This is a genomic window from Falsochrobactrum shanghaiense (genome assembly GCF_003149535.1).
In the GTDB taxonomy this organism is placed as follows: domain Bacteria; phylum Pseudomonadota; class Alphaproteobacteria; order Rhizobiales; family Rhizobiaceae; genus Brucella; species Brucella shanghaiense.
Window position 1 is genome coordinate 244,916 of the sequence record NZ_QGDB01000001.1, and the last position, 25,089, is coordinate 270,004.

Sequence of the window (25,089 nt, forward strand, 5' to 3'; positions counted from 1 at the left end):
TCATTGCAGGAGTATCTGCGAAAGCTTCTACTCTGGAATCGCTCGAAACGACAGAGGATTCGGCTCCTAAATTTTAGAGGCCCAGCACCATCGCCCAGTAGATATAGCGCGGCTTGTCTTCCGGCGTTGCCCAGGCAAGGCCGTAATGGGCAAAGGTCGGGTCGAGCATGTTCTTGCGATGGCCGGGCGATTGCATCCATGCATCGAAGGCCGCATCGGTGTCGGACTGGCCGGAAGCAAGATTTTCCGCAGCGGGGCCGCGAATGCCCGCCTTCTTGAGACGCGCAACAAAACCATTGCCCCAGCCGACCGAATGGCTGATCTTGCCGTGGCTTGCCATGCGCCGGGCCTGATAAAGCGCTGCTTCCTCCAGCCTTGCATCGGTTGCCATCAGGGGCAGGCCATGGGCCTTGCGAATGCGGTTGAACAATTGCGTCGGGTCGCTTGCGGCCTGCGCAAATGCAGGTGGCAGGGCCGAAATTGCGAGCGTGACCCCGGCAAGGCCGAGAAAGCCGCGCCGGGAAAGAATGAATTTATCGTTGTGCTGCATAGGCTCGGTATGGTCTCGAATTACGGAAAGGATTATTTCCGGTAGCTGAGGATACGGAGCAAAATAAAGGCAGGGATGACGACCGCCGCGCCAAGAATGAGATAATCGGCGAAGCGGGCGATGGCCGAGAAGCCCATATTCCACAGGCGCAGGAAGAAATCGCGGATAGCCCATAAAATATCATAGGGCGTCCAGTGAAAGGCGCTCATGACCACGCCGACGACGAGCGAGATCAGCACCAGTTTGACGATGACGCGCAATGGCGTATCGCCCAGAAAACGGTTCACACCATCAGCCATGCATTTCTCCTGCGTGTCGATTTCACCAGTTGCGGCGCAAGACATAGGCGCTCATTGCAGGCTTCGCAACACGCCGTATCCAGAATCAGCCCTGAAATAGCCCCAGGATCAACCATGCCTGCGATATTCGCGCGGGGCTTTCTGTTTCTGGCGCAGGAAGGAGCGGTTCATGCTGCGTGTATCGGTAAAGCCGCTGGCAACCGCCACTTCGAGCAGGGAAAGTGCTGTCTCGGACAACAGTTCGCGCGCCTTTTTCACGCGCAATTCCTCGCGCACCTCGAAGGCCGTGCGCCCCAGCGTCATTTTAAAGCCGCGCTCCATCTGCCGCACGGAAATGCCCAGCCTGCGCGCCACATCGACCATCGGCACCGGCTCTTCCAGCGTTGCCTCGAAAATGCGGATCGCCTTGCGGATCATCGGCGAGCGCACGCCGTTAAAGCTTAGTGCGGGCTGTTCCGAGCGCACCAGCTCATAGGGAAACATCAGGATCGATGCGCTCTTGCGCGCCAGCTCCTCCGAGATTTCCTTCTGGATGATGGAAAGCGCCAGAGAGGCAGCCCCCAGACCGCCCGCGCAGGTATAATGGCGCCCGCTGCGGTGAAAAAGACTGGTGGTGTCGGCGGTATATCCGTCGAACATTTCAATGAAATCGTCGCGGTGAAACCAGCTTACACAGCAATTGCGATCTTCGAGCAAACCGCCTTCGGCCAGAAGAAAGGCAGCCGTGCAAAGGCCGACCACGGTCTGGCCGCGGCGGTCCGCACGCCTGATCAGCTCGATCAGCGCTTTCTGGCGCGGACGATATTGGCCCAATATGCCGCCGACGACCGCCACGTAATCGCATTCATCAAGCTCGCCGACAGGTGCCGTCGGTTCGATAATCATGCCGGAACTCGATGTGACCGGATCGCCCGAAAGCGTGCAGATTTTCCATCCGCAGCGTATCTGGCGGCTTTTGTCGCGATCATCGGCCGCAAGGCGGAAAGGATCGAGAAAAAGGCTGAGCGCCGTCAGCGTGAAACCGGGAAGCGCTACAATACCCACCGACAGCCGGTGCGGCGGCTCGACCGGCCCTTCCGGCTGTTTCTCCAATCCCTGATGCATTGCATTCGTCACTCTGCCGGCCTCCTCCGCCGTGCTCCTATCTTACGGGCGGGAGCGGGAGAAACGCAATCATCTGAAATGCTTGGAGAGCTTCAATCGCTGTGCCTGATAGTTGGAACCCAGATCGAGCCCGTAAAGCGCTTTCGGACGGTTGAGCATATGTTCATAGACCAGCCGCCCGACAATCTGGCCATGCTCCAGAATGAACGGCACTTCATGGCTGCGCACTTCCAGAACCGCCCGGCTTCCGGTGCCGCCTGCGGCACTATGGCCGAAACCGGGGTCGAAGAAGCCTGCATAATGGACGCGGAATTCGCCCACCAGCGGATCAAAAGGCGTCATTTCTGCCGCATAGAGCGGGGGAACATGCACGGCTTCGCGCGAGACGAGAATATAGAATTCATCCGGGTCGAGCACGAGTTCGCGCGCGCCGCGATCATAGATCGGCTCCCAGAAATCGAGCACGTCATGGGCGGCGCGCTTATCGACATCGATGACGCTTGTGTGGTGCTTGCCGCGATAGCCGACCAGTCTGTCCTCGCCGCCCGAAAGATCGACCGAAAGCGCAATGCCGCCGCCGGAAATATTGGGCTGCTCTGAAGCGACCAGCGTTTGCGCCTGATGAAGTGCCGCAAGCTCTGCCTCGTCAAGCTGCGCACGGCCCTTGCGGAACCGTATTTGCGACAGGCGCGAGCCGGTGCGCGCGACGATGGGGAAGGTGCGCGGGCTGACTTCCAGATAAAGCGGCCCCTTATAGCCAGCGGGAACCTTGTCGAATTCCTGCGCGCCATCCACGATGACGCGAGTGAAAATATCAAGACGCCCCGTCGAGCTTTTGGGATTGGCGGCAGCGGAAAGGTCCGGCGAAAGCGCGAGGCTTTCAAGCAGCGGCACGATATAGACGCAGCCGGTTTCGAGAACCGCGCCCGCAGTGAGGTCGATTTCATGCAGCTTGAGACGTTCAAGCTTGTCGATCACCGGCGTTGCGGGGCCGGGCATGAAGGAGGCGCGAACGCGATAGGCCTTGGTCCCCAGGCGCAGATCGAGGCTGGCAGGCTGTATCTGGTCGGCGTCGAGCGGACGCGCCGACGCCAGCAAACCACTTTCAAACAGCGCGGCAATATCCGCATCCGCCAGAATTCCCGCTTCATTTTGCGCCATCGAGCCTGCACCCCGTCATCTGCCGTATCACGGTCTTTCCAAGAACTGATCGGTATTAGCACCTATCGCGCCATTTGCGCGCCTCTTTGTTGGGTTTTCCGCAAGAAAGCGCGCCCTTCTTGCAGCTTTGTCGCAATTTCAAACATTGACGCCCCGGCGCAAGAGGCATAAAGAAAAAACATTCCGTGGTGATTTGGCCGGCCGGCTTGCAGCCACGTTAAAGAATTCGCTAAAAAGGGCCGCGGTTTGTTACCGGCCTTTTGCGTTTTCGCAAGGCCGGTTTTTTATTGGCCGCCGAGGCTTGCCTGTCCTGCCCCGGCCGACCAGCTTTCGACAGGTTGGAAAAATGACGAACAAGACTACCCGCAAATTTCGCCCCGCAACGCAGCTCGTTCGTGCCGGAACGCAACGCTCTAGCTTCGCCGAAATGTCCGAAGCCCTGTTTCTGACGCAGGGTTTTCTCTATCCGACAGCCGAAGCCGCCGAAGCGCGCTTTAACGGAGAAGATCCGGGCTTCATCTATTCGCGTTACGCCAACCCCACGACCGACATGTTCGAAAAGCGCATGTGCGCGCTCGAAGGCGCCGAGGAAGGCCGCGCCACCACATCGGGCATGGCCGCAGTTGCAGCCGCCATTCTGTGTCAGGTGCAGGCGGGTGATCATGTGATTTCCGCGCGCGCCGTCTTCGGCTCCTGCCGTTATATTATCGATACGATCCTGCCCCGATACGGCGTGGAAATCTCGATCATCGACGGTTCGGATATTGAAAACTGGAAAGCCGCCGTCCGCCCCAATACCAAGGTCATGTTCCTCGAAAGCCCGTCGAACCCGACGCTGGAAATCATCGACATCGCCGCCGTGGCGCAGGTCGCCAACGAGGTCGGGGCAAAGCTCATCGTCGACAATGTGTTCGCAACCCCGCTCTACCAGAAACCGCTGGAACTGGGCGCGCATATCGTCGTTTATTCGACCACCAAGCATATTGATGGTCAGGGCCGCTGCCTTGGCGGCATCGTTCTTGGCGATCGCGAATGGATCGAGGGCACGCTGCAGGATTATTTCCGCCATACGGGTCCGGGCATGAGCCCCTTCAATGCGTGGATCATGCTCAAGGGGCTGGAGACGCTTTCCGTGCGCGTTCGCCAGATGACGCAGGCCGCAGGTGCGGTAGCCGATTTCCTTGCGGGCAAGCCGGGCATCAGGCGCGTGATCTATCCCGGACGCGCCGATCATCCGCAGGCGGACGTCATCGCCAGGCAGATGACGGGCGGATCGACCATGATCGCAGTCGAGCTTGAAGGCGGCAAGGAAGCTGCATTCAAATTCGAAAATGCGCTTGAACTGTTCAGCATCACCAACAATCTGGGCGACACGCGAAGCATGATCACCCATCCCGCCACGACGACGCATAAAAGCCTGACCGATGAGGCGCGCGCCGAACAGGGGATCACGGACGGGCTGCTGCGTATATCGGTCGGTCTGGAAGATACCGACGATCTTCTTGAAGACGTCGAGGAAGCACTCAAGACATTGCGCTCATAAAACCGCTTCAGGGCGCTGCGCGGGTTAAAACCGGGCGGCGTCCTCAAATGTCCCGCCTGCAAATGTCCCGATTGACCTTATTGCCGCGTTTAGCGATAGGTGGAAATGTCGTGGAGCATGATGGAAAGGCGAGCGCATATGTACAGGGCGGTAACGCGGGGGATCGAGGTGACGGCAGAGCCCTTCTATCTGGAGGAGCAATCCGACCCGGAAGAAAACCGCTATGTCTGGGGCTATCGCATCACCATTGCCAATAATTCCGCCGAAACGGTGCAATTGCGCTCCCGTTACTGGCAGATCACCGACGCCAACGGCCATGTCGAGGAAGTCGAGGGGCCGGGCGTCGTCGGCGAGCAGCCGACGCTCGATCCCGGCGACTCGTTTCAATATTCGTCCGGCTGTCCGCTGACGACAGCCTCCGGCGTCATGGTCGGGCGCTACCAGATGCAGGGTGCAAGCGGCAGCGCCTTCGAGGTCGATATTCCGGCCTTTTCACTGGATATTCCAGAGGCGCGGCGGACGCTGAACTAGAGTATTTCCAGCAAAAGTGTGAAACGGTTTTGCGTCCGGATAATGCGTAAAAACAAATAGATAGAGCGGTTCCAACGATTCCGTTTAAACAGGAACCGCTCTAATCTTTGATGAACTTTGCCGGGTCGAATTCATACTGTTTCGAGCAGAATTCGCAGGTGACGGAAATTTTGCCGTCCTCAATGCTGTCGCGGATTTCCTCGGCGGTAAAGCCCGAAAGAACGCCTTCGATCTTTTCACGCGAGCAGGAGCACTCCGCAAGAACCGGCACTGATTCATAGATGCGCACGCCGCGCTCATGAAACAGGCGATAGAGCAGCCGTTCCGCACCGACCTGCGGGTCGGTCAGTTCCGAGCTTTCAATCGTGCCGACCAGCGAACGCGCCTCGTCCCAGCCATCATCGTCAGGATGGTGCACGGCTTCACTTTCGTCGCCGTCGCCGCCGGGAAGGTCGGGCATGCGCGAACGCAATTCGGATTCGGGCAGGAACTGGATGATGAGGCCGCCCGCGCGCCATTGCTCCACCAGCCTGCCGTCCGCGTCACGTTCGACCAGCTTGGCGACGCTCAGTTTCAGGTCGGTCGGTATCTGTTCCGACTGGCGGAAATAGGTGCGCGCGATTTCTTCAAGCGTCGAGCCGTCAAGGGCGACAATACCCTGATAGCGCTGCATATAGGCGCCCTGATCGACGGTGAAGGCCAGCGTGCCGCTTCCGAGCAGCTCTTCCGGACGGGTATGTCCGGCACGCACCGCTTCTTCCAGACGCTCCGCATCGAAACGCGCATAGGCGCGCACCGAGCGCGGGGTGCGGAAATCCACGACCAGCATATCCACCGGCCCGTCAGACTTGGTCTGGCAAATGAACTTGCCATCGAATTTCAGCGATGTGCCCAGCAGAACGGTGAGAACGACCGCTTCCGCCAGAAGGCGGGCCACGGCTTCCGGGTAGTCATGGGGCTGAAGAATGGCGTCGATGCTGGTTCCCAGCTGAACGGCGCGGCCGCGCACGTCGAGCCCTTCCACCTGAAAAGGCACAACGGCGTCATCGCCTGCAAAGCTGAGGCTGCTCAGGCCGATCTGTATATCGGTTTCGGCGTCATGACGCATATTGCTGGTCTTGTCGGACAATTCATGCTCCTTGCAGGCACCAGGCCAGAATGGCCTTCTGGGCGTGGAGCCTGTTTTCAGCTTCATCAAAAACAACGGATTGCGGTCCGTCGATTACTTCGTCGGTCACTTCCTCGCCGCGATGGGCGGGCAGGCAATGCATGAACAATGCCTTGCTGTCGGCCTGCGCCATAAGCTGTGCATTGACCTGATAGGGCATGAACACATTATGGCCGCGCGCGCGGTCTTCCTGACCCATCGAGACCCATGTATCGGTGACGATGCAATCCACGCCGCTTGCAGCCTTTTGCGGATCGGCGGTCGTCATGATGCGCGCGCCATTGGCTTTGGCCCAGTCTATATAGTCCTGCTTCGGCTCGCTGCCTTCAGGCGTTGCGATATTGACGTTGAAGTCAAAGCGCGCGGAAGCTTCGAGAAGCGAGTGCAGCACATTGTTGCCATCGCCCATCCAGGCGAAGGTCTTGCCTTTGACCGCGCCGCGATGTTCCTCATATGTAAGAACGTCTGCCATGATCTGACAAGGGTGCGTGTCGTCGGTCAGTGCATTGATGACCGGAACCGTTGCATGTTCGGCCAGTTCAAGCATGCGATCATGCGTGGTGGTGCGGATCATGATGGCATCGACATAGCGCGATAGAACCCGGGCCGTATCGGCGATGGTCTCGCTACGGCCAAGCTGCATTTCCGATCCCGTGAGCATGATCGTCTCGCCGCCAAGCTGGCGCATACCGACATCGAAGGAAACGCGCGTGCGGGTGGAGGGCTTTTCGAAAATCATCGCCAGCACCTTGCCGGCGAAAGGTTTTTCGATCTCGCCTGCCTTCAGCCGCGCCTTGCGCGCCTTGGCGTCTTCCATGATGGTGCGAAGCTCTGTCGCCGGAACCGCCGAGAGGTCGATAAAATGTCTGATGCCGTTATTATTAGCCATGGTATCACGCAATCTTTCTGGTCGGCTTGCTGGTCGGGTTTGCAGTGGAAAGCCGCTCTACAGCCGTTTCGATGCGCTTCAATGCCTCACGCGCCTCGTCGGGCGTGGTGACCAAAGGCGGCAGAAGACGCACGACATTGTCGCCCGCACCCACGCTGAGCAGGTGTTCCTCACGCAGCGCCTGAATAAGAGCCGTGTTTGGCACGACGCATTTGATGCCGATCAGCAGGCCGCGACCGCGGATTTCGGATACGATGTCGGGGTAGCGGTCGATGATGGAAGCAAGGCCCTGCTTCATCACAAGCGTCGTCGCCTGCACATTGTCGAGAAAATCGTCGGCAAGCACCACATCCAGCACGGCGTTGCCGACCGCCATGGCCAGCGGATTGCCGCCATAGGTGGTGCCATGGGTGCCTGCGGTCATGCCCTTGGCGGCTTCAGCCGTGGCAAGGCATGCGCCCATGGGGAAGCCGCCGCCGATACCCTTGGCGACCGCCATGATGTCGGGTGTGATGCCGGACCATTCATGCGCGAAGAGCTTGCCGGTGCGGCCCACGCCCGACTGCACTTCGTCAAGCATCAGCAGCAGGCCATTTTCATCGCAGATCTTGCGCAGAAGACGCATGAAATCGTCGGGAACGACACGCAAGCCGCCCTCGCCCTGCACAGGCTCAAGCAGGATTGCCGCCGTTTCATCGCAAATCGCTGCGCGAAGGGCCGCCTCATCGCCAAAGGGAACCTGATCGAAGCCCTCGACCTTGGGGCCGAAGCCTTCGAGATATTTGGCCTGTCCGCCAGCCGCGATGGTCGCCAGCGTGCGGCCATGGAACGCACCCTCAAAGGTGATGATGCGGAAACGCTCCGGCTTGCCGTTCACATAATGATAGCGGCGTGCGGTCTTGATCGCGCATTCGAGCGCCTCGGCACCGGAATTGGTGAAGAACACCTTGTCGGCAAATGTCGCCTCGACCAGACGGCGACCGAGCTTTTCCTGACCGGGAACGGTATAGAGATTGGAAAGATGCCACAGCTTTTCGGTCTGGGCCTTGAGCGCCTCGACCAGATGCGGATGGGAATGGCCGAGCGAATTGACCGCGATGCCGGCAGCAAAATCGAGATAGCGCTCACCGCCTTCGGTAATCAGCCAGATGCCTTCACCTCGCTCGAAGCGCAGAGCCGCACGATTATAGGTGTCGTAAAGCGGTTGCACAGTCGTCACGTCGGTCATAGCGCTCAGGCCTCCATTAGCCTTTATTAAAATACTGTCTGTCCGGCCCGGCCGGCAAAGCAGCGTTCCCATTGTCGTGGTGTTCCGAACCCCGGTTTCGGCATTTTACGGAACGGATCGGGCGATCTCATGCGCTCGGCACGAACCTCCCGGATGAAATAAAAAGCCGCCCTCCGGGCGGCATTGCTTATAGAGCGCTTATATTGGCGCTCCTCTGAAAAATGTCAATCAAAGCGCGCAAGGATAATCATCCGGCTATTCATGAGATCATGCGCAGAATGGCGGCTGACTTTGGCCGCGCATAAGGCTGGCAATTTTGCGACGGGGCGGATATATAGGCGGCAGAAGTTTCCTCCCGCCGGATATTTTTCTGCAAACGGGCCGTCAACGGCAAAACCGACTCAGAAAAATCATCTTTGGCGTCCAAGTTGGGGAAAACCACAAAAATGAAATCCGCCTGACAGGGCTATCCCTTGTCATGGAGTCGTTCGGTATTGTAGTTTGTTTTTAAAGTTAAAAGCTACATTTCGTGCGACAGACCTAGTCACCCGGATAGATATAGTGATTGTGCCCGGAGAAATCCGGGAGCACTGGCGGATTCCGGATAACGAAAACTGATTGGAGCCCAGGGCGATGAACTGGACAGACGAGCGCGTCGAGCTGTTAAAGAAATTATGGAATGAGGGCCTGAGCGCCAGCCAGATCGCTGCCCAGCTCGGCGGCGTCAGCCGCAATGCGGTGATCGGCAAGGTGCACCGTCTCAAACTTTCGGGCCGCGGCAAGACGACGACTGCCGCCCCGCGCAGCAAGAAAGTCAATACGGCCGCACCGGCACCGCGCGCGGTGCCAAGCCAGAACAATAATCGTCCGCAGGCGGCGACCACCACCATTCGCACCGCGACGATCACCAAGACCGTCGGCGCCACCGCATTGCAGATGGAATATGTCGCCGATGCTGTTTCCGAGACCGTCCTGCGTCCGCAGTCGGATGTCGTCGTTCCGATCTCGCGCCGCCTGTCGCTGCTGCAACTGAGCGAGCGCACCTGCAAATGGCCCATCGGCGATCCGCTCAATGAGGACTTCCATTTCTGCGGAAGCGAATCCGGCGAATCCAGCCCCTATTGCAGCTATCATTCGCGTCTGGCCTTCCAGCCCACGGCGGAGCGCCGCCGCGCACGCTGACTTGACAGGCTGACTTGGCAGGCTGAACGCGCAAGGCCTCCTCCTCTCTCGCCCCGGAGCCGCGATGCTTCCGGGGCTTTTTTAAAGCATGTCGCCCGAAAGTGGGAACCGGTTTCGGGATAACGACATGCGTTAAAACAAATAAATAGAGCGGGTCCGACGATTCCGTTTAACAGGAACCGCTTTAGAACCGCTCTCCTTCTGGCCGCAATCGTTATTTCCGTCTGGGCAGGCGGACGGTGAAGGTCGAGCCTTCACCAAGCTGCGAGCGCACCACCAGCCGTCCACGGTGGCGGGCAAGAACATGCTTGACGATGGCAAGCCCCAGGCCGGTGCCCTTGCGCGCCCGGCTTGTCTCCACATCGATGCGATAGAAGCGTTCGGTCAGGCGCGGCAGATGCTCGGCGGCTATGCCGGGACCAAAATCCTGCACCGAGGCCACCGCTTCCGATGCGGTCTCGCTTTCTTCCTCGCCCAGTTTCACGATGACGCGCTTGCCGCCCTGCCCGTATTTGCAGGCATTTTCGACAAGGTTCTGGAAGACCTGTATCAATTCATCCCGCGCGCCGGTGACTTCCACCGGATGGTCCGGCAATTGCCGCTCGATGGCAATACCCAGCCCATCGGCAAGCGGCGTGAGCGTATCGGCCACATGGTTGAGCACGGCCGTCATGTCCACGCATTCATTCACGGCCAGATGGGCGCGCATTTCCAGCCGCGACAGCGAGAGAAGATCATCGATGAGCCGCGACATGCGTTCGGCCTGTTTCTGCATGATCTCCAGAAAGCGGTCACGGGCAGCGGCATCGTTGCGCGCCGGTCCCTGCAATGTCTCGATGAAGCCCAGCAGCGAGGCGAGCGGCGTGCGCAGTTCGTGGCTGGCATTGGCGATGAAATCGGAGCGCATGCGGTCGATGCGGCGCGTCTCGCTCTGGTCGCGGAACAAAAGCACGAAGAGTTCCGGCTTGCCTTGCGCATTGCGCAGCACCTTGACCAGCGCCTTATACCAGCGATCGATGGGAACCCGCTCGAAATAGTCGATGCTGCGCGGCTCGCCATCGGCAATCACGCCCTGAATGAGCGCATGCATTTCGGGGGCGCGAAAACGCAGATAAAGCGCGGTTCCCTTTTCAAGCGACTGAAATGCCTCCAGCGCCGATGCATTCGCAAAAAGCACCGTTCCCTGATGATCGAAGACGATCATCGGGTCGGAGAGCATATCGGCAAGGCGTTCGCCGGTGACACCCGCCATTTCGTTGCGCGGCTCTTTCTTCACCGGCTTGCTGGCCGCTTCTTCATCCTCCGCCACCGCCGCCGCCCAGACGGTGCCCACGAGGATGACGATGATCAGCGGCGCGCGAAACCAGAGCGGCAGTCCCAGAAACATGATGCACAGGCACAGGATGATGCTGACAATCAGCACGCCCCGGACCCGGCGAAGGGGCGCAAGGAGAGTATTATGGGGTGCCGGTGCCGATCCAGGCTCGATATTGTTGTCGCTCATTCCGCAATTCTCTCTGCACGCGTTGCATCCTGCAAGTCGAAACCGGCCAAACCCGGCCAGAACCTGACAAGATATTCTTTACGAGCCTGCCAGACAGCCCATATCATGTCCTGATATAAACGAAAGGAGTTCTCCGTGGGTGACAGTTCAAAGACAGCTAACAAAAAGAACGGCAAGAAGTCTTCAAACGGCAATGCGCTTCCGGTCAAGCCGATCAAGCTCAAGATTGCAGGCGAAACCCGCGAGTTCGATATAGACCAGCCCAAGCTCCCCGGCTGGATCGACGATCATGCGCTTGAATCGGGCGGTTATCCCTATTCATCCAAGATGAAGGAGGAGGAATATGAAGACACGCTCGAACGGCTCCAGATAGAGCTCGTCAAGATGCAATACTGGCTGCAAGAGACCGGCGGGCGCGTCATCAGCGTTTTTGAAGGTCGCGACGCCGCCGGAAAGGGCGGGACCATCTTCACCATAAGGCAATTCATGAACCCGCGCACCGCGCGCAATGTGGCCTTGCCCAAACCCACCGAGACCGAACGCGGACAATGGTATTTCCAGCGCTATGCCGGACATTTTCCGACATCGGGTGAATTCGTCACCTTCGACCGCTCATGGTACAATCGCGCCGGAGTGGAGCGGGTCATGGAATTCTGCACCCGCCAGCAGGTCGAAATCTTCCTCACCGAAGCGCCGGATTTCGAACGCATGATCATCACCGAGGGTATTCACCTGTTCAAGTTCTGGCTCGACATCGGGCAGGAAATGCAGCTCAAGCGTTTTCATGAGCGCCGTCACAGCGCGCTTAAAAGCTGGAAATTCTCGCCGATGGATGTGGCGGGCATCTCCCGCTGGGATGATTATTCCGAAGCCCTGCATGTGATGCTGGAACGCACGGACATGCCCTATGCGCCATGGACGATCATCCGCTCCAACGACAAGAGACGCGCCAGACTGGCTGCAATCCGGCGCATCCTGCTGTCATTGCCCTATAGCGGGCGCGATCTTGAAGCGATCGGGCCCGAAGACGAGGCGATCATCGGGCGCGGCGCGGCGTTTCTTGCCTCCAGCACCGGCAAATCATCGACTGCCGACACATAAAACAGGCTTGGCTGGTGCGGGGTCTTTTCCCAAAGATGCGGCTTGCGCACCAGCTGCCACAAGGCCCGCCAGGCGGAGAACGAAATCAGCACCCAATAGACGGGGATGGCGAAGATATAACCATATCCGCCCAGTTCCGTCGGCTCCATGGTCCGCAGGCCCAGAAAATGGAAGCTGAGATAGGCCATCAATATATTGAGCAGGTCAACGCGCAGCAGCCATTGCTTTTCCGGCGGGAGAGGCCCGGCCAGACTCATGAGGAAAAGCACCAGAAGCGTCACGAGCATGAAAGGGTGCAGCAGCGCCGAGCCGATAATGCCGACGGTATAAAGCTGGTTGACGAGGAAGCGCCAGCAGCCCAGTTCGCGCACCGCCTTGTGCGGCAGGCGTATATGCACGAGCCAGGTCTGCATCCAGCCCTTGATCCAGCGTGTGCGCTGCCTGTGCCAGACGGCATAGTTTTCGGGCGCGTCTTCGACGGTGCCGCGCGAGATGACGCTGATCCTGTAACCGAAGCGCGCCAGGCGCATGCCCAGTTCGGCATCCTCGGTGACGTTATAGGCATCCCATCCGCCCACTTCCTCAAGGCAGGAGCGGCGAAAGTGATTGGACGTGCCGCCCAGCGGAATGACCAGCCCCTGTAAAGCCAGCCACGGCAGCAGCCCGCGAAACAGGGTGGCATATTCGAATGCGAACATGCGGGTGAGCAGGTTTTGCCGGAAATTGCCGATGATGAGCGGCGCCTGCACACAGGCCAGCCTTTCGCCGCCCTGCTGAAAAGCCTGCCATGCTTCCAGCAGTTGATCGGGATGCGGGCGATCCTCGGCATCGAAAACCGCAACCACTTCACCGCGCGCAAATTGCAGGCCGTAATTGAGCGCCTTGGGCTTGGTGCGCGGCCCGCCCGGCGGCACCAGAACCAGCTCAAAGCTTGGCGGCAATTTCCGGTGGCGGATCTCGGCCAGCGTATCGAAATCATCCTTTTCGCACAAAAGCTTGATGTCGAGCTTGCTTTTGGGCCAGTTCAGGCGCTCCAGCGCGTCGATCAACTGACCGATGACCGCCTGTTCGCGATAGAGCGGCACCAGAAGAGTGTAGACCGGAAGCTCGCTTCTGCGAAAAGGCGCGATCTGCGGAAATTGCAGACGCCGACCGGACATGGCTGCGAGCAGACGTATCAGCACACAGCCCAGGAAGAACAATGTCATGCTCACATGCAATATCAATATCGTCTGCGCGGGCCAGTTTACCAAGGCGGCGATAAAGGCATAAAGCGCCATGGCGATGAAGAATGCCTGCGGCGTCTCAAGCACGCGCTCGGCGGAAAAAAGCTGCGGCGTCATGCCATGCGCTCTGGAAAGCAGCTCCTTTTGATGCCGTTTTCTGATGATTTGCCTGAGCAATGACGGCGTGCAGATGCGTATCCGCTCCCGAAGATCGGGAAAATCGCGCAAGTGATTTCGCAATCTGAGAATATGCTTCTGGGTCGGCGCGATATAGAGCAGCGTGGAGCCACCCGGCCCTATCACCCGGAACTGCCCCGCCTCGATGAAAGTGGATGGAAGCTCCTCACCGGAAATGAAAATACGCGACGGCAATATTTCATCGGTAAAAGGCACTCCCAGATAATCCGCCACGACCTCATAAAACAGCCTCTCGGAAACATCGGGCTGATGTGTGATCTCCTCGCAAAAGCTGGTTCCATTCAAAATGGCAGCCTCATATGCCCGTGTAAGGCTTGCATGCGATATGCCGCGCCGCGCCATTCTGGCCGACAGCGCGCTGGACACGTCTTGATCGAAACTCATCTCATAGTCCCCCCGGCACTACAACTAAAGTATCGTTGACATAATTACTTTTTTAATACTTCTATATTTTCTTCCTCTCTTTATTAGTAGTTTCTTTTATATTAATATAATCAGTATTACATTTTTTTATTGAAATTAAAATGTGTATTTTAAAAGAGACTTTGCAAAGCTTGAAAATACAATTAAGCTTGAAATAGAGCGCATCCTGAAAAGTGTGAAACGGTTTTTGGAAAAGATGTGCGTTAAAAAAACTTTAAACAGGACGCGATGAGACGGCATTTTCTGAATGTTGCGATTGCTTTTTGCTGGCTTTTGGGGAGCCTGTCCCTTCACGCTCGGGCAGAACCCAAGGCACCGGATTTCTTCAACCAGATGGAGAGGCTGCCGCTGCCGTCCCTGCAGGGGCTCAACCGGCTTCGTTTTGTCACGACGCTCGACTTTCCGCCGTTCAACATGCTCAACGATGCGGGCCAGCTTTCGGGCTATAATGTCGATCTCGCCAAAGCGCTGTGCAGCCAGATGGGGTTGAACGATATATGCCAGATCGAGGCGGTGGCGTGGGACGATCTGGAAAGCCATCTGGAAAAGGGTGAAGCAGAAGCGATCATAGCGGGGCTGGGGCCGAATGAGCAAAACCGGCAAACCCTCGCCTTCACGCGCCCCTATATGCGCCTGCCTGCCCGCTTTGTCACCCTGAAGACCAATATGTTCAATGGAACGGCGGCCAGGGCGCTGGCTGGAAAGAATGTCGGCGTCATTGCCGGAACCGCCCATGAGCAACTCCTGAAAAATTACTTTCCGCAAGCGGAAGCCAAACCGTTTCCGCAGCGGCAGGCCATGCTCGGCGCCTTGCAAAAAGGCGACGTAGAAGCCATATTCGATGATGGAATGACGCTCTCATTCTGGCTCGACCACGGACAGTCCGGCGATTGCTGCTCCTTTAGCGACGGGCCATATCCCGCCCCGCAATATCTTGGACCGGGCCTGTCCATCGCCGTGGGCGAGCAAAATGCCCCGCTGGCTGCAGCCTTTAACAATGCCCTTCAGGCGCTGCAGGAAAAAGGTACCCTTGCCGAACTGTATCTGCGTTATTTCCCGATCAGCTTTTACTGAAAACAGAGCGGGAGTCGCAAATGCCGTCCCGCCGCACAAAGGCAAGGGCATGAGGCAGGAGATGCGGCATTTTGTGCCGCATAAAATATCCGGCAAATTTCAGCAATTATTGAATATTCTGATCTTTCAATACTTACAGTATAAAAGTAAAATCATTGAAAATCAAACCATTATCTGGAAATAAATATAATGCTGCGGTGAAGATATGGTGTGAACTCTTGTTTAGATAGGCTCATAGCACAGTATCATCAAAAATAAACAGATTTATTTGCTTTGTGAAATCTTCGTTTCGTTCAATACTCATATTGAGGGAGAAGGAGGAGAAAGCAATGTATCTCGACACCACCGGCTATTGGAACAAGGCCCCCGAACAGACCCGCCGCCCGAATGAAGCGCTCTATGTCTTTTTCGGCATCTTTCTCGCCTGCCTGAGCGTGCCAGCCGCCATAATCCTATGGGCGATCGCCGCAAGCCTTACCTCTTTATTCTAAAGCCATCTCTTTTTCATGGAGCCATCAGGCCCGTTCCCACCTTGAATGCGCGCCGAAAACCATGCCACGGTTTTCGGTAATGGTTTTACGCATTGTCCGGGCGTATCGGAGCAGGAAAAGAAATCACTCCAGTGAAGTGATTTCCCTGCGAAGGTGCTGCGCAATTTTGCTGGAAATGCTTTGTTTCATCGCATTATCCAACGCAAAACCGTTTCACACTTTTGCTGGAAATGCTTGTACCCACCAAATAATTTACGCTTACGTTAATGTAGCCATTGCACATCAGAACAAACTCGACCAAATTGATTGTTAAAAAGATTGCCGGGAGCGAGCGGCATTGCGCAACCATTAAAGCGTGTCGCGATCTTTCAGATTAGCTCCTTATGCTTTTGTTGTTTTAACGCGCATCTTTGCCGAAAACCGTTTCACACTTTTCGGGATGCGCTTTAAGTTTTGTTTTAACGCATGTCGTTATCCCGAAACCGGTTCCCACTTTCGGGCGACATGCTTTAGCAGCTATACAGCCTGCAAGACGTTGCGATCCGGGGAGGGATAATGGCCAAAAATACAATAAAGACCGCATCTGGCACATCGGGTAGCACGTCGGGCGGGGAAAGCATCAACTCCCCCTCCATAACGCCAGCAACAAAGGCTGCCAACATCACTGCGCCGGGAAAAATCTGGCTGAATTCCTATCCGCCAGACGTCCCCCATGAAATCGACCTGAGCAAGACGGGTTCCATCGGCGATATGATCGTCAGCGCCAGCCGGGAGTTTTCCGACCGGCCTGCCTTTACCTGCATGGGTCGTGACCTGAGCTATAAGGAGCTTGAAGAGCAATCCCGCCAGCTTGCGGCCTGGCTGCAATCGCGCGGACTGGTCAAGGGCGATCGCGTCGCGCTCATGCTGCCCAATATATTGCAATATCCCATCGCCATCGCAGCCGTGCTGCGCGCCGGGCTGGTGGTCGTCAATGTCAATCCGCTCTATACGCCGCGCGAGCTGGAGCATCAGCTAAACGATGCGGGTGTCACGGCGCTGATCGTGCTGGAGAATTTTGCAGCGACCGTGCAAAAGGCCCTGCCCTCGCTCGATGTGCCCCATATCATCGTCGCCTCCATGGGCGACATGCACGGCTTCAAGGGCCATCTCATCAATTTCGTCGTGCGCAATGTGAAGAAACTGGTGCCGGAATGGCATATTCCCGGCCATATCCGCTTCAGGGACGCGCTGGCGCAGGGCCGCAGCAATTCATTCAATCCAGTGCCGGTGGATAGTTCGGATATAGCCTTTCTGCAATATACCGGCGGCACCACGGGCATTTCCAAGGGCGCGATGCTCAGCCATGCCAATATTCTCGCCAATATGGAGCAGATGCGGGTATGGCTGGAAGTGGCGTTCCGCAACCGGGGCAAGCCCAAGGAACTGCATCTGATCTGCGCCCTGCCGCTCTATCATATCTTCGCGCTGACCGTGAATGCGATGATCGGCATGAAGCTTGGCGGGCGCAATATTCTCATTCCCAATCCGCGCGATATTCCGGCTTTCGTCAAGGAATTGCAGAAATATCCGTTCCATATCTTCCCCGGCCTCAATACGCTGTTCAACGCCTTGATGAACAATGCGGATTTCGCAGCACTCGATTTCAAGCCTTTGGTGCTGACGGTTGGCGGCGGCATGGCCGTGCAGCGCCCCGTTGCCGAGCACTGGGCGGAAATGACGGGGTGCCGCATTACCGAGGGCTATGGCCTGTCGGAAACTTCGCCGGTGATCTCCGCCAATCCGCTCGATGCGACTGAATTCAGCGGCACCATCGGCCTGCCCATGCCCTCGACGGAAATTGCCATTCGCGACGATGAAGGCCACGATCTGCTGCTGGGCGAGGTCGGCGAAATTTGCGTGCGCGGGCCGCAGGTCATGCTCGGCTACTGGAACCGACCCGAGGAAACCGCGCGCACGCTCATGCCGGACGGTTTCTTCCGCACCGGCGATATGGGTTTCATGGACGAGCGCGGCTATACCAAGATCGTCGACCGCAAGAAGGACATGATCATCGTTTCCGGCTTCAATGTTTATCCCAATGAAATCGAGGAAGTGGCGGCGGAGCACCCCGGCATTCTGGAATCGGCGGCAATCGGGATTGCCAACGAACATTCGGGCGAAGTCGTTAAGCTTTTCGTGGTGCGGCGCGACCCCCGCCTTACGGCGGACGAGATAAAAGCCTTCTGCGCCGAGCGGCTGACCAATTACAAGCGCCCGCGCGAAGTGGAATTTCGCGATTCATTGCCCAAGACCAATGTGGGCAAAATCCTCAGGCGCGAATTACGGGATTGAACAAGGCAGGCAGGCCCGCAATTGAATCGAGCACCAGATCGGCGTGAGGCTCAAGCACCTCGCGCGGGGAGTTGCCCGAAAGCACGCCGATCGCCAGTCCGGCCTTTGCCGCCTGCGCGGTTTCAAGGTCATGCAGATTATCGCCGACCATGGCGATCTGTTCGGGTTCCAGCCCGGTCTTACGCGCAAAATAAAGCAGGGGATCGGGATGCGGCTTGGGGCGCGCCGCCGTGTCATAGCCGATCACCACATCGAAGAAGCCATCAATGCCCAGCGCTTTGGCCGTCGCATGGGCGCCCGCCTCGGAATCATTGGTGGCGATGCCGAGCTTCAAGCCCATCTCATGCAGGCTCTGGAGGGTTTCGCGCAAGCCTTCGATGGCAACCGCCGAGCGCGCGCCTTCGGCCACGCAATAGGCGTCATATTCTGCGAGTTTCGCCGTAAAATCGGCTCCGGCGAGCGTGGGATGCCAGAGCGAAACAATGTCGTGTCCGGTCCCTGCTGCGATCACCGAATTGGGGCGGAAACACAGAGCCTGCCAGTCATAACCGCCCGCTTCGAGCAGCGAGCGCGCCCGCGCCTCATCGCCATCCGCCGCGCGCTGCGCCAGATGCCACGAGACCGAAAACCATGTGCGGTCGAAATCGATCAGCGTGCCATCCTTGTCGAACAGGATGGCACGGATGTTTTCAAGCCGCTCCGATGGCAGTGCGCCGCTCATGCTTCGAGCGCACCGGCGCGCTTTTTGACTGCCGAGGGCTTTGCGCCCAGCAGCTTTAAAAGATCATCGCCACGGCGCACATAGCGCAGCGAACGCCGCGTCAGGATGCGACCGGCCTGCGGCGCGGTCAGCGTCATGTCGCCTTCCGGCTCGCCGGGACGGGTCACAACCGTCACAAGCTTTGCGCCCTCTTCCACCACATCGCCGGGTGCCACGTGATAAAGCACCATGCCGCCTTCCGGCGCGCGCAGCATTTCGACATTTTCAAGCGGTGTCACCAGACCCTTGTAATCAAGATCAAGCTTGACGCTTTCGTCGCGGATCACGCCGCGATGGACGAGGAATTTGTAAAGTCCTTCCGCATCGCCCTTGCCCATATCGGCATAGACGTCGCTCAATCCGCGAAACTCGACCGTGGTGACGGCGCGGCGCTTCATGTTGCGCTGTTCGGCAGGCAATTGCAGGACCGGATGCGCGCAGGCTTCCTCAAAGGCTGCATCTGCCGTCGTATCCCAGGCGAGGATCGCGGTCGAACCCAGAGCGACCGCGAGGTCTTTCATGTCGTCCACGAATTCTTTGGCGATATAGAGATAGTTTTCGCTTTCATCGTCGCAATGAAGATCGAGCACGATGTCATTGGGCAGAGCAAGGCGCAGAAGGGCTGCTTTCAGGCGCTGCGCAAGGGCCACCGGCGCGTCGGGCGCAGGCAGTTCGGACGTGTCGAAATCGGGCAGAAGCGGGAAAGCGCGGTTGAAATTGACCGTCGAAAAAGACTCGAAACGCCCCAGATGCTGATGCGCCTGCCATTGATTGGAGCCGATGGGATTGGCTTGCGGGACCACCGTGATATTGCCAAGAACGCGGCCTTCGTCAGAAGCTTTCTTGAGCATGGGAACGAGAAAATGAAGCGCCGCCTGCCCCGGCAGTTCCGCGCCATGGAGCGAAGATTGCAGATAGGCTGTCGGCGCCTGCGCATCCGTGCCAGCAAAACGCAGCACACGCAATTCTATGGCATTGCCCGGTACATCTCCGGCAAACCCGATAATTTCAGTCTTCATTGTCGTTCCCATTACACAGATGAAAGCCGGGCAAAGCGCCCGGCTGGCAGTTTACTATCAGGCTTTACGGCGCGCATGCAAATGCGCGACCAGCCCTTGCGTCGAGGCGTCACGCGTATCTGCGGCCTCCTTGCCGGACACGACCGGCAGCAGTTCGGTCGCCAGTTCCTTGCCCAGTTCCACGCCCCATTGGTCGAAGGCATTGATGCCGAAAATCTGCGCCTCGACAAAGACCCGGTGCTCGTAAAGCGCCACTAGGCGACCGAGCGCATAGGGATCGAGCTTATCATGCACCAGCGTCAGCGAAGGGCGATTGCCGGAGAAAACCCGGTGCGGTGCAAGGCGCTCCACTTCCGCTTCGGACAGGTTTTTTGCCTGCAATTGCGCGCGCGCTTCATCAAGCGTGCGACCCTTCATCAAGGCTTCCGACTGGGCAAGGCAATTGGCGAGCAGCATTTCATGCTGATGGTCGAGGTGTTTCTCGTGACCTTTGGCGGCAACGATGAATTCGAGCGGAATCGTATCGGTGCCCTGATGCAGAAGCTGGAAGAAAGCATGCTGGCCATTGGTGCCCGGCTCGCCCCATACGACCGGGCCGGTGGGGCCGGAAACCGGCTTGCCATCGACGCTCACGCTCTTACCGTTCGATTCCATATCGAGTTGCTGCAAATAGGCAGGCAGGCGTGCCAGCCGCTGGTCGTAAGGGATGACCGCGCGGCTGCCATAGCTGCAAATGGCGCGGTGCCAGTAACCGATCAGCCCGAGCCATATGGGCAGGTTTTTTTCCAGCGGCGCATCGCGGAAATGCACGTCCATGGCATGGGCGCCCGCAAGGAATTTGCGGAAATTATCCGGTCCGATGGCGATCATCACCGGCAGGCCGATGGCCGACCAGACCGAATAGCGCCCGCCGACCCAATCCCAGAAGCCAAAGACGCGATCCTGATCAATGCCGAAGGCCGCAACCTTGTCGAGCGCTGTTGAAACGGCAGCGAAATGCGCGCCGACCGCTGCTTCGCCCAGCGCATCCGCCACCCATTTGCGCGCGGTCTGCGCATTGGTCATGGTTTCGATGGTGGTGAAGGTCTTGGAAGCGATAATGACCAGCGTGGTCGCCGGATCGAGCGGGGCCAGCGTGTCGGCAATATGCGCGCCATCGATGTTGGAAACGAAATGCGCGCGCGGGCCGTCATGATAGGGCGAAAGCGCCAGCGTCACCATGACGGGTCCAAGGTCGGAGCCGCCAATGCCGATATTGACAATATCGGTGATCTTCTTGCCATTCGCGCCCTTGATTGCGCCAGTGCGGATGCCATCCGCAAATTCGGCCATGCGATCGAGCACCGCCTTGACGTCGGGCAAGACATCATGGCCGTCGACCAGCACTTGCTTTGAAGACGTATCGCGCAGCGCGACATGAAGCACCGCGCGGTCCTCGGTATTGTTGATATGCTCGCCCGCAAACATTGCCGCACGCCGCCCTTCGACATCGGCGGCTCTGGCAAGCTCGGAGAGGAGCGAGATCGTCTCATCATTGACGCGGCATTTCGACCAATCGAACAAAAGATCGTCAAGCGCCAGCGAATAACGCTCAAAGCGGCCGGGATCGGATTTGAACGCCGCGCGCATATCCTGCGGTGCGGATTCAACCCAATGCTGCTTCAGCCTTGCGACGGTTGCCTCAAGCTTCGCCACGTCTCGTGCCATAATGCTACTCTCCCGAATCAAATCGATTTAATTGCCGATATTAGAGCAGTTCGTGATGATCGACGGCAATTTAAATACCAGATTTTTCATATGGATGAATTGCCATATACATCCTATTGATCGATTTAAAATGAATTCCGCGTGGGAGTGAAGCATGGATCTGACCGGAGAAGAACGAATTAGCGCGCCCCGGCAGGCGGTGTGGGATGCGCTCAACAATATCGAGACGCTCAAGGGCTGCATTCCCGGCTGCGAGCATCTGGAACGAATTTCGGAGACGGAAATCCGCGCCGCGCTCAAGGTGAAACTCGGCGTGATCAATGTGCGTTTTCACGGCATCCTCGAACTTTCCAACATGAACCCGCCACTTTCCTACACCATCTCCGGGCGCGGCGAAGGCTCGATTGCCGGTTTTGCGCATGGCGATACGGATGTGCGGCTCGATGAGGAAGAGGGTGAGACCATCCTGTCCTATGCCATTCGCGGCGATGCAGGCGGCAAACTTGCCCAACTCGGCACAAGGCTGCTCGGCTCGGTCGCGCGCAAAATCGCCGATCGCTTCTTTGCCAATATAGCGCTGGCGGCATCGGGTGCGGCAATTGCGGCGGGGTGACAACACCTATTCTTGACCAGATGATAAAAAATTTGACCTTCCGTAAAAATATGTCATCCTGTGCATAACCGGCATAAGCGACAAACAAGATCGCAGGCCGGAAAATAGTTGCGATGCGCAAAGGGAACCCGCGTCACGACACCAGCAAAATGGGAGATGCGATCCATGACAGACACGGGATCAGCAGGAAATTCATCCATTGGTGCATTTGGTCCGGACATAAGCAGCGCACGGCTTGAGGCTGGCGATTATGCGCATGTCTTCGATGATCTGCATCCGCCGCTGTCGCGGCATGAAGCTTTCGTCGAATCCGATCGTTGCTATTTCTGTTATGATGCGCCCTGCATGAATGCCTGCCCGACGAGCATCGATATTCCGCTGTTCATCCGGCAGATCAGCGCCGGCAATCCGGTGGGTGCGGCCAAAACCATTCTCAACGAAAATATCCTCGGCGGCATGTGCGCGCGCGTCTGCCCCACCGAAACGCTGTGCGAGGAAGTGTGCGTACGCGAAGTGGCGGAGGGCAAGCCGGTGAAAATCGGCCATCTGCAACGCTATGCGACCGATGTTCTGATGGCGCAGGGCATGCATCCTTTCACCCGCGCGCCCGAAACAGGCAAGCACATAGCCATTGTCGGGGCCGGTCCGGCAGGAATTTCCGCCGCCCACCGGCTGGCGACTTACGGCCATCAAGTGACGATTTTTGAAGCGCGGCCCAAGGGCGGCGGGCTCAATGAATATGGCATCGCCGCCTATAAGACGGTCGATGATTTCGCCCAGCGCGAACTCGAATTCGTGCTGAAAATTGGCGGCATCATGATTGAATATAACCAGACGCTTGGCCAGGACATCAGCATCGATGCGCTCAAGGCCGGATATGATGCGGTGTTTCTCGCCATGGGCCTGCCCGGCGTGAACGGTCTTGGCCTTGATGGGGAAGACGCGCCCAACGTGCTTGATGCGGTTGATTACATCGCCAATCTGCGGCAGGCAAAAGACCTCTCCGCCCTGCCCGTGGGTCGCAATATCGTCGTCATCGGCGGCGGGATGACCGCAATCGATGTCGCCATCCAGACCAAGAGGCTGGGTGCTGAAAATGTCACAGTCGTTTACCGGCGCGGACAGGAAAGCATGAATGCCAGCCTCTATGAGCAGGAACTGGCGCAAATTCACGGCGTCACCATCCGCCACTGGCTGCAACCGGATTCGCTTGAATGCAATGAAGACGGCACCGTGCATTCGGTGGTCTTTGAATATACCGAAAATACTGACGGCAGGCTTTCGGGCATCGGCGAATATCTGATGCTGGAAGCCGATCAGGTCTTCAAGGCAATCGGGCAAACTTTCGATCCCGAACCACTGCGCGGCTCCGGCATCGGGCTTTCGAAGGGCCGCATCAGCGTGGATGGCGAAGGCCGCACTTCGGTCGAAGGCATCTGGGCAGGCGGCGATTGTGTCGCTGGCGGCAAGGACCTGACGGTCGCATCGGTGGAGGACGGCAAGATTGCCGCCGAATCGATCCATGCCGCGCTGACGCAGCGCCCGCAGGCCGTGGAAGGCTTTGCGGAAGCGGTGCTTTCAGGCGGCGTCCACCATTCGCTTGCGCGCGAAACACCCGTCAAACCGGCCAACTGGCTCGCGGGCGAGCAAGGCTGAGGAGGTTTAGGACATGGCTGATCTTTCAACGAATTTCCTTGGCATCAAATCACCCAATCCGTTCTGGCTGGCTTCGGCCCCGCCCACCGACAAGGCCTATAATGTCGAGCGCGCCTTCAAGGCAGGCTGGGGCGGCGTGGTCTGGAAGACGCTTGGGTCAGAAGGCCCGCCGGTGGTCAATGTCAACGGGCCGCGCTATGGCGCGATCCATGGCGCGGACCGGCGGCTGCTGGGTCTCAACAATATCGAGCTTATCACCGACCGTCCGCTGGAGATCAATCTTCGCGAAATGAAAGAAGTGAAGATGCGCTGGCCCGACCGCGCATTGATTGCATCCATCATGGTGCCTTGCGAGGAGGAGGCGTGGAAGGCAATCCTGCCGCTGGTGGAGGAAACCGGCGCGGACGGTATCGAGCTTAATTTCGGCTGTCCGCACGGCATGAGCGAACGCGGCATGGGGGCTGCGGTCGGACAGGTGCCTGAATATGTCGGCATGGTCGTCAAATGGTGCAAGCAATATAGCCGCATGCCGGTCATCACCAAGCTGACGCCCAATGTCACCGATATCCGCAATCCTGCGCGCGCGGCTTTCGCCAGTGGCACGGATGCGGTGTCGCTCATTAATACGATCAATTCCATCGTCTCGGTCGATCTCGACAATTTCTCGCCGGTGCCTTCGATCGACGGACGCGGCAGCCATGGCGGCTATTGCGGCCCGGCAGTCAAGCCGATCGCACTCAACATGGTGGCGGAAATCGCCCGCGATCCGGAAACTGCGGGAATGCCGATTTCAGGCATTGGCGGCATCACCACATGGCGCGACGCGGCGGAATTCATCGCGCTGGGCTGCGGCACGGTTCAGGTCTGCACCGCCGCCATGACCTATGGCTTCAAGGTCGTGCAGGAAATGATCGACGGGCTTTCGGACTGGATGGACGAAAAGGGCTTTACCTCGCTCGATGATTTTCAGGGCCGCGCCGTGGGTCAGGTCACGGACTGGCGCTATCTCAATCTCAATTACGTCACCAAGGCGCGCATCAATCAGGAACTGTGCATCAAATGCGGGCGCTGCCACATTGCCTGCGAGGACACCTCGCATCAGGCGATCACGGCCATGGTCGATGGCGCACGGCATTTCGAGGTGATCGACGAAGAATGCGTGGGCTGCAATCTTTGCGTCAATGTCTGCCCGGTCGAAAACTGCATCACCATGGAGCAGATCGCCGGTTACGACCCGCGCACGAAAGAGCCGATTGCGCCCGAATATGCCAACTGGACCACGCATCCCAACAATCCGATGGCGGCGCGGGAAGCGGCGGAGTGAAACA

Annotated in this window: 22 protein-coding genes and 1 riboswitch; of the genes, 10 read left to right on the forward strand and 12 right to left on the reverse strand. The window is 58.0% G+C overall.

Translation table 11 applies throughout. The features are described 5' to 3' along the window. Positions 1-73: 73 nt before the first annotated feature. The 4 genes from DKP76_RS01205 to DKP76_RS01220 all read right to left on the reverse strand — a co-directional run bounded on the left by DKP76_RS01205 (position 74) and on the right by DKP76_RS01220 (position 3,114). On the reverse strand, positions 74-550 hold the full coding sequence (locus DKP76_RS01205) for a CAP domain-containing protein (protein ID WP_109704604.1): 477 nt from the start codon (positions 548-550) through the stop codon (positions 74-76). Between the two features lie 32 nt (positions 551-582). Then, on the reverse strand, positions 583-849 hold the full coding sequence (locus DKP76_RS01210; RefSeq protein ID WP_109704605.1) for a DUF6460 domain-containing protein: 267 nt from the start codon (positions 847-849) through the stop codon (positions 583-585). Between the two features lie 108 nt (positions 850-957). Beyond that, positions 958-1,953, reverse strand: coding sequence for a GlxA family transcriptional regulator (locus DKP76_RS01215; RefSeq protein WP_109704606.1), 996 nt, complete (start codon positions 1,951-1,953; stop codon positions 958-960). A gap of 69 nt (positions 1,954-2,022) precedes the next feature. Next, entirely contained in the window at positions 2,023-3,114 is a 1,092-nt protein-coding gene (locus DKP76_RS01220) for a 2'-deoxycytidine 5'-triphosphate deaminase (protein WP_109704607.1), read from the reverse strand. A gap of 175 nt (positions 3,115-3,289) precedes the next feature. Then, a riboswitch (SAM riboswitch) is annotated at positions 3,290-3,369 on the forward strand. A gap of 91 nt (positions 3,370-3,460) precedes the next feature. Between DKP76_RS01220 and DKP76_RS01225 the strand changes: the two genes are divergently transcribed. Both DKP76_RS01225 and apaG read left to right on the forward strand, forming a co-directional pair. Then, positions 3,461-4,657, forward strand: a complete 1,197-nt coding sequence (locus DKP76_RS01225) for an O-succinylhomoserine sulfhydrylase (protein ID WP_109704608.1) — start codon at positions 3,461-3,463, stop codon at positions 4,655-4,657. 138 nt (positions 4,658-4,795) lie between these two features. Then, the gene (gene apaG, locus DKP76_RS01230) at positions 4,796-5,188 is read left to right on the forward strand and encodes a Co2+/Mg2+ efflux protein ApaG (protein WP_109704609.1); all 393 of its coding nucleotides are present in this window, start codon (positions 4,796-4,798) and stop codon (positions 5,186-5,188) included. A gap of 100 nt (positions 5,189-5,288) precedes the next feature. Here apaG and DKP76_RS01235 read toward each other — a convergent pair whose 3' ends face one another. From DKP76_RS01235 to DKP76_RS01245, 3 genes are read right to left on the reverse strand one after another with little or no spacing between them, the layout of a single operon-like run. Further along, the gene (locus DKP76_RS01235; protein WP_109704610.1) at positions 5,289-6,317 is read right to left on the reverse strand and encodes an Hsp33 family molecular chaperone; all 1,029 of its coding nucleotides are present in this window, start codon (positions 6,315-6,317) and stop codon (positions 5,289-5,291) included. 1 nt (position 6,318) lies between these two features. Then, complete coding sequence (argF, locus tag DKP76_RS01240; RefSeq protein WP_109704611.1) at positions 6,319-7,245, reverse strand: ornithine carbamoyltransferase; 927 nt, start codon at positions 7,243-7,245, stop codon at positions 6,319-6,321. A 4-nt stretch (positions 7,246-7,249) separates the two neighbouring features. After that, entirely contained in the window at positions 7,250-8,473 is a 1,224-nt protein-coding gene (locus DKP76_RS01245; protein ID WP_109704612.1) for an aspartate aminotransferase family protein, read from the reverse strand. Positions 8,474-9,106: 633 nt separating this feature from the next. On the opposite strand from DKP76_RS01245, the gene DKP76_RS01250 reads away from it, so the two are divergent. Next, positions 9,107-9,655 (forward strand): GcrA family cell cycle regulator, encoded by a 549-nt coding sequence (locus tag DKP76_RS01250; protein ID WP_109704613.1) that lies wholly within the window; start codon positions 9,107-9,109, stop codon positions 9,653-9,655. A gap of 214 nt (positions 9,656-9,869) precedes the next feature. Here the strand turns inward: DKP76_RS01250 and DKP76_RS01255 are convergent, their stop codons facing one another. Beyond that, positions 9,870-11,159 (reverse strand): ATP-binding protein, encoded by a 1,290-nt coding sequence (locus DKP76_RS01255; RefSeq protein WP_109704614.1) that lies wholly within the window; start codon positions 11,157-11,159, stop codon positions 9,870-9,872. Between the two features lie 135 nt (positions 11,160-11,294). On the opposite strand from DKP76_RS01255, the gene ppk2 reads away from it, so the two are divergent. After that, on the forward strand, positions 11,295-12,260 hold the full coding sequence (ppk2, locus tag DKP76_RS01260; protein WP_109704615.1) for a polyphosphate kinase 2: 966 nt from the start codon (positions 11,295-11,297) through the stop codon (positions 12,258-12,260). On the opposite strand, the gene DKP76_RS01265 is transcribed toward ppk2, so the two are convergent. Then, on the reverse strand, positions 12,149-14,068 hold the full coding sequence (locus DKP76_RS01265) for a glycosyltransferase (RefSeq protein WP_109704616.1): 1,920 nt from the start codon (positions 14,066-14,068) through the stop codon (positions 12,149-12,151). The two genes, ppk2 and DKP76_RS01265, sit on opposite strands and share 112 nt — an antisense overlap. 267 nt (positions 14,069-14,335) lie before the next feature. On the opposite strand from DKP76_RS01265, the gene DKP76_RS01270 reads away from it, so the two are divergent. The 3 genes from DKP76_RS01270 (at position 14,336) to DKP76_RS01275 (ending at position 18,006) form a co-directional block, all read left to right on the forward strand. Beyond that, on the forward strand, positions 14,336-15,181 hold the full coding sequence (locus tag DKP76_RS01270) for a transporter substrate-binding domain-containing protein (RefSeq protein ID WP_109704617.1): 846 nt from the start codon (positions 14,336-14,338) through the stop codon (positions 15,179-15,181). 329 nt (positions 15,182-15,510) lie between these two features. Beyond that, positions 15,511-15,672 (forward strand): hypothetical protein, encoded by a 162-nt coding sequence (locus DKP76_RS19305; RefSeq protein ID WP_199224724.1) that lies wholly within the window; start codon positions 15,511-15,513, stop codon positions 15,670-15,672. 555 nt (positions 15,673-16,227) lie between these two features. Beyond that, positions 16,228-18,006 (forward strand): long-chain-fatty-acid--CoA ligase, encoded by a 1,779-nt coding sequence (locus tag DKP76_RS01275; protein ID WP_109704618.1) that lies wholly within the window; start codon positions 16,228-16,230, stop codon positions 18,004-18,006. On the opposite strand, the gene DKP76_RS01280 is transcribed toward DKP76_RS01275, so the two are convergent. The 3 genes from DKP76_RS01280 to pgi are packed head-to-tail and all read right to left on the reverse strand — an operon-like array spanning position 17,984 to position 21,492. Then, positions 17,984-18,727 (reverse strand): HAD family hydrolase, encoded by a 744-nt coding sequence (locus DKP76_RS01280; protein WP_109704619.1) that lies wholly within the window; start codon positions 18,725-18,727, stop codon positions 17,984-17,986. The genes DKP76_RS01275 and DKP76_RS01280 overlap by 23 nt on opposite strands. Continuing rightward, on the reverse strand, positions 18,724-19,785 hold the full coding sequence (locus DKP76_RS01285; RefSeq protein WP_109704620.1) for a M14 family metallopeptidase: 1,062 nt from the start codon (positions 19,783-19,785) through the stop codon (positions 18,724-18,726). The genes DKP76_RS01280 and DKP76_RS01285 overlap by 4 nt, the downstream gene beginning before the upstream one ends. 57 nt (positions 19,786-19,842) lie before the next feature. Next, positions 19,843-21,492, reverse strand: coding sequence for a glucose-6-phosphate isomerase (gene pgi / locus DKP76_RS01290; protein ID WP_109704621.1), 1,650 nt, complete (start codon positions 21,490-21,492; stop codon positions 19,843-19,845). A gap of 154 nt (positions 21,493-21,646) precedes the next feature. Between pgi and DKP76_RS01295 the strand changes: the two genes are divergently transcribed. The 3 genes from DKP76_RS01295 (at position 21,647) to preA (ending at position 25,085) form a co-directional block, all read left to right on the forward strand. Continuing rightward, a complete protein-coding gene (locus DKP76_RS01295) occupies positions 21,647-22,105 on the forward strand; it encodes an SRPBCC family protein (RefSeq protein ID WP_109704622.1) in 459 nt (152 codons plus the stop codon). A gap of 165 nt (positions 22,106-22,270) precedes the next feature. Next, on the forward strand, positions 22,271-23,761 hold the full coding sequence (locus tag DKP76_RS01300) for an NAD(P)-dependent oxidoreductase (RefSeq protein WP_109704623.1): 1,491 nt from the start codon (positions 22,271-22,273) through the stop codon (positions 23,759-23,761). A 13-nt stretch (positions 23,762-23,774) separates the two neighbouring features. Beyond that, positions 23,775-25,085 carry an NAD-dependent dihydropyrimidine dehydrogenase subunit PreA gene (preA, locus tag DKP76_RS01305; protein WP_109704624.1) on the forward strand — a complete coding sequence of 437 codons (1,311 nt, stop codon included), beginning with the start codon at positions 23,775-23,777 and terminating at the stop codon, positions 25,083-25,085. Positions 25,086-25,089 lie beyond the last annotated feature (4 nt).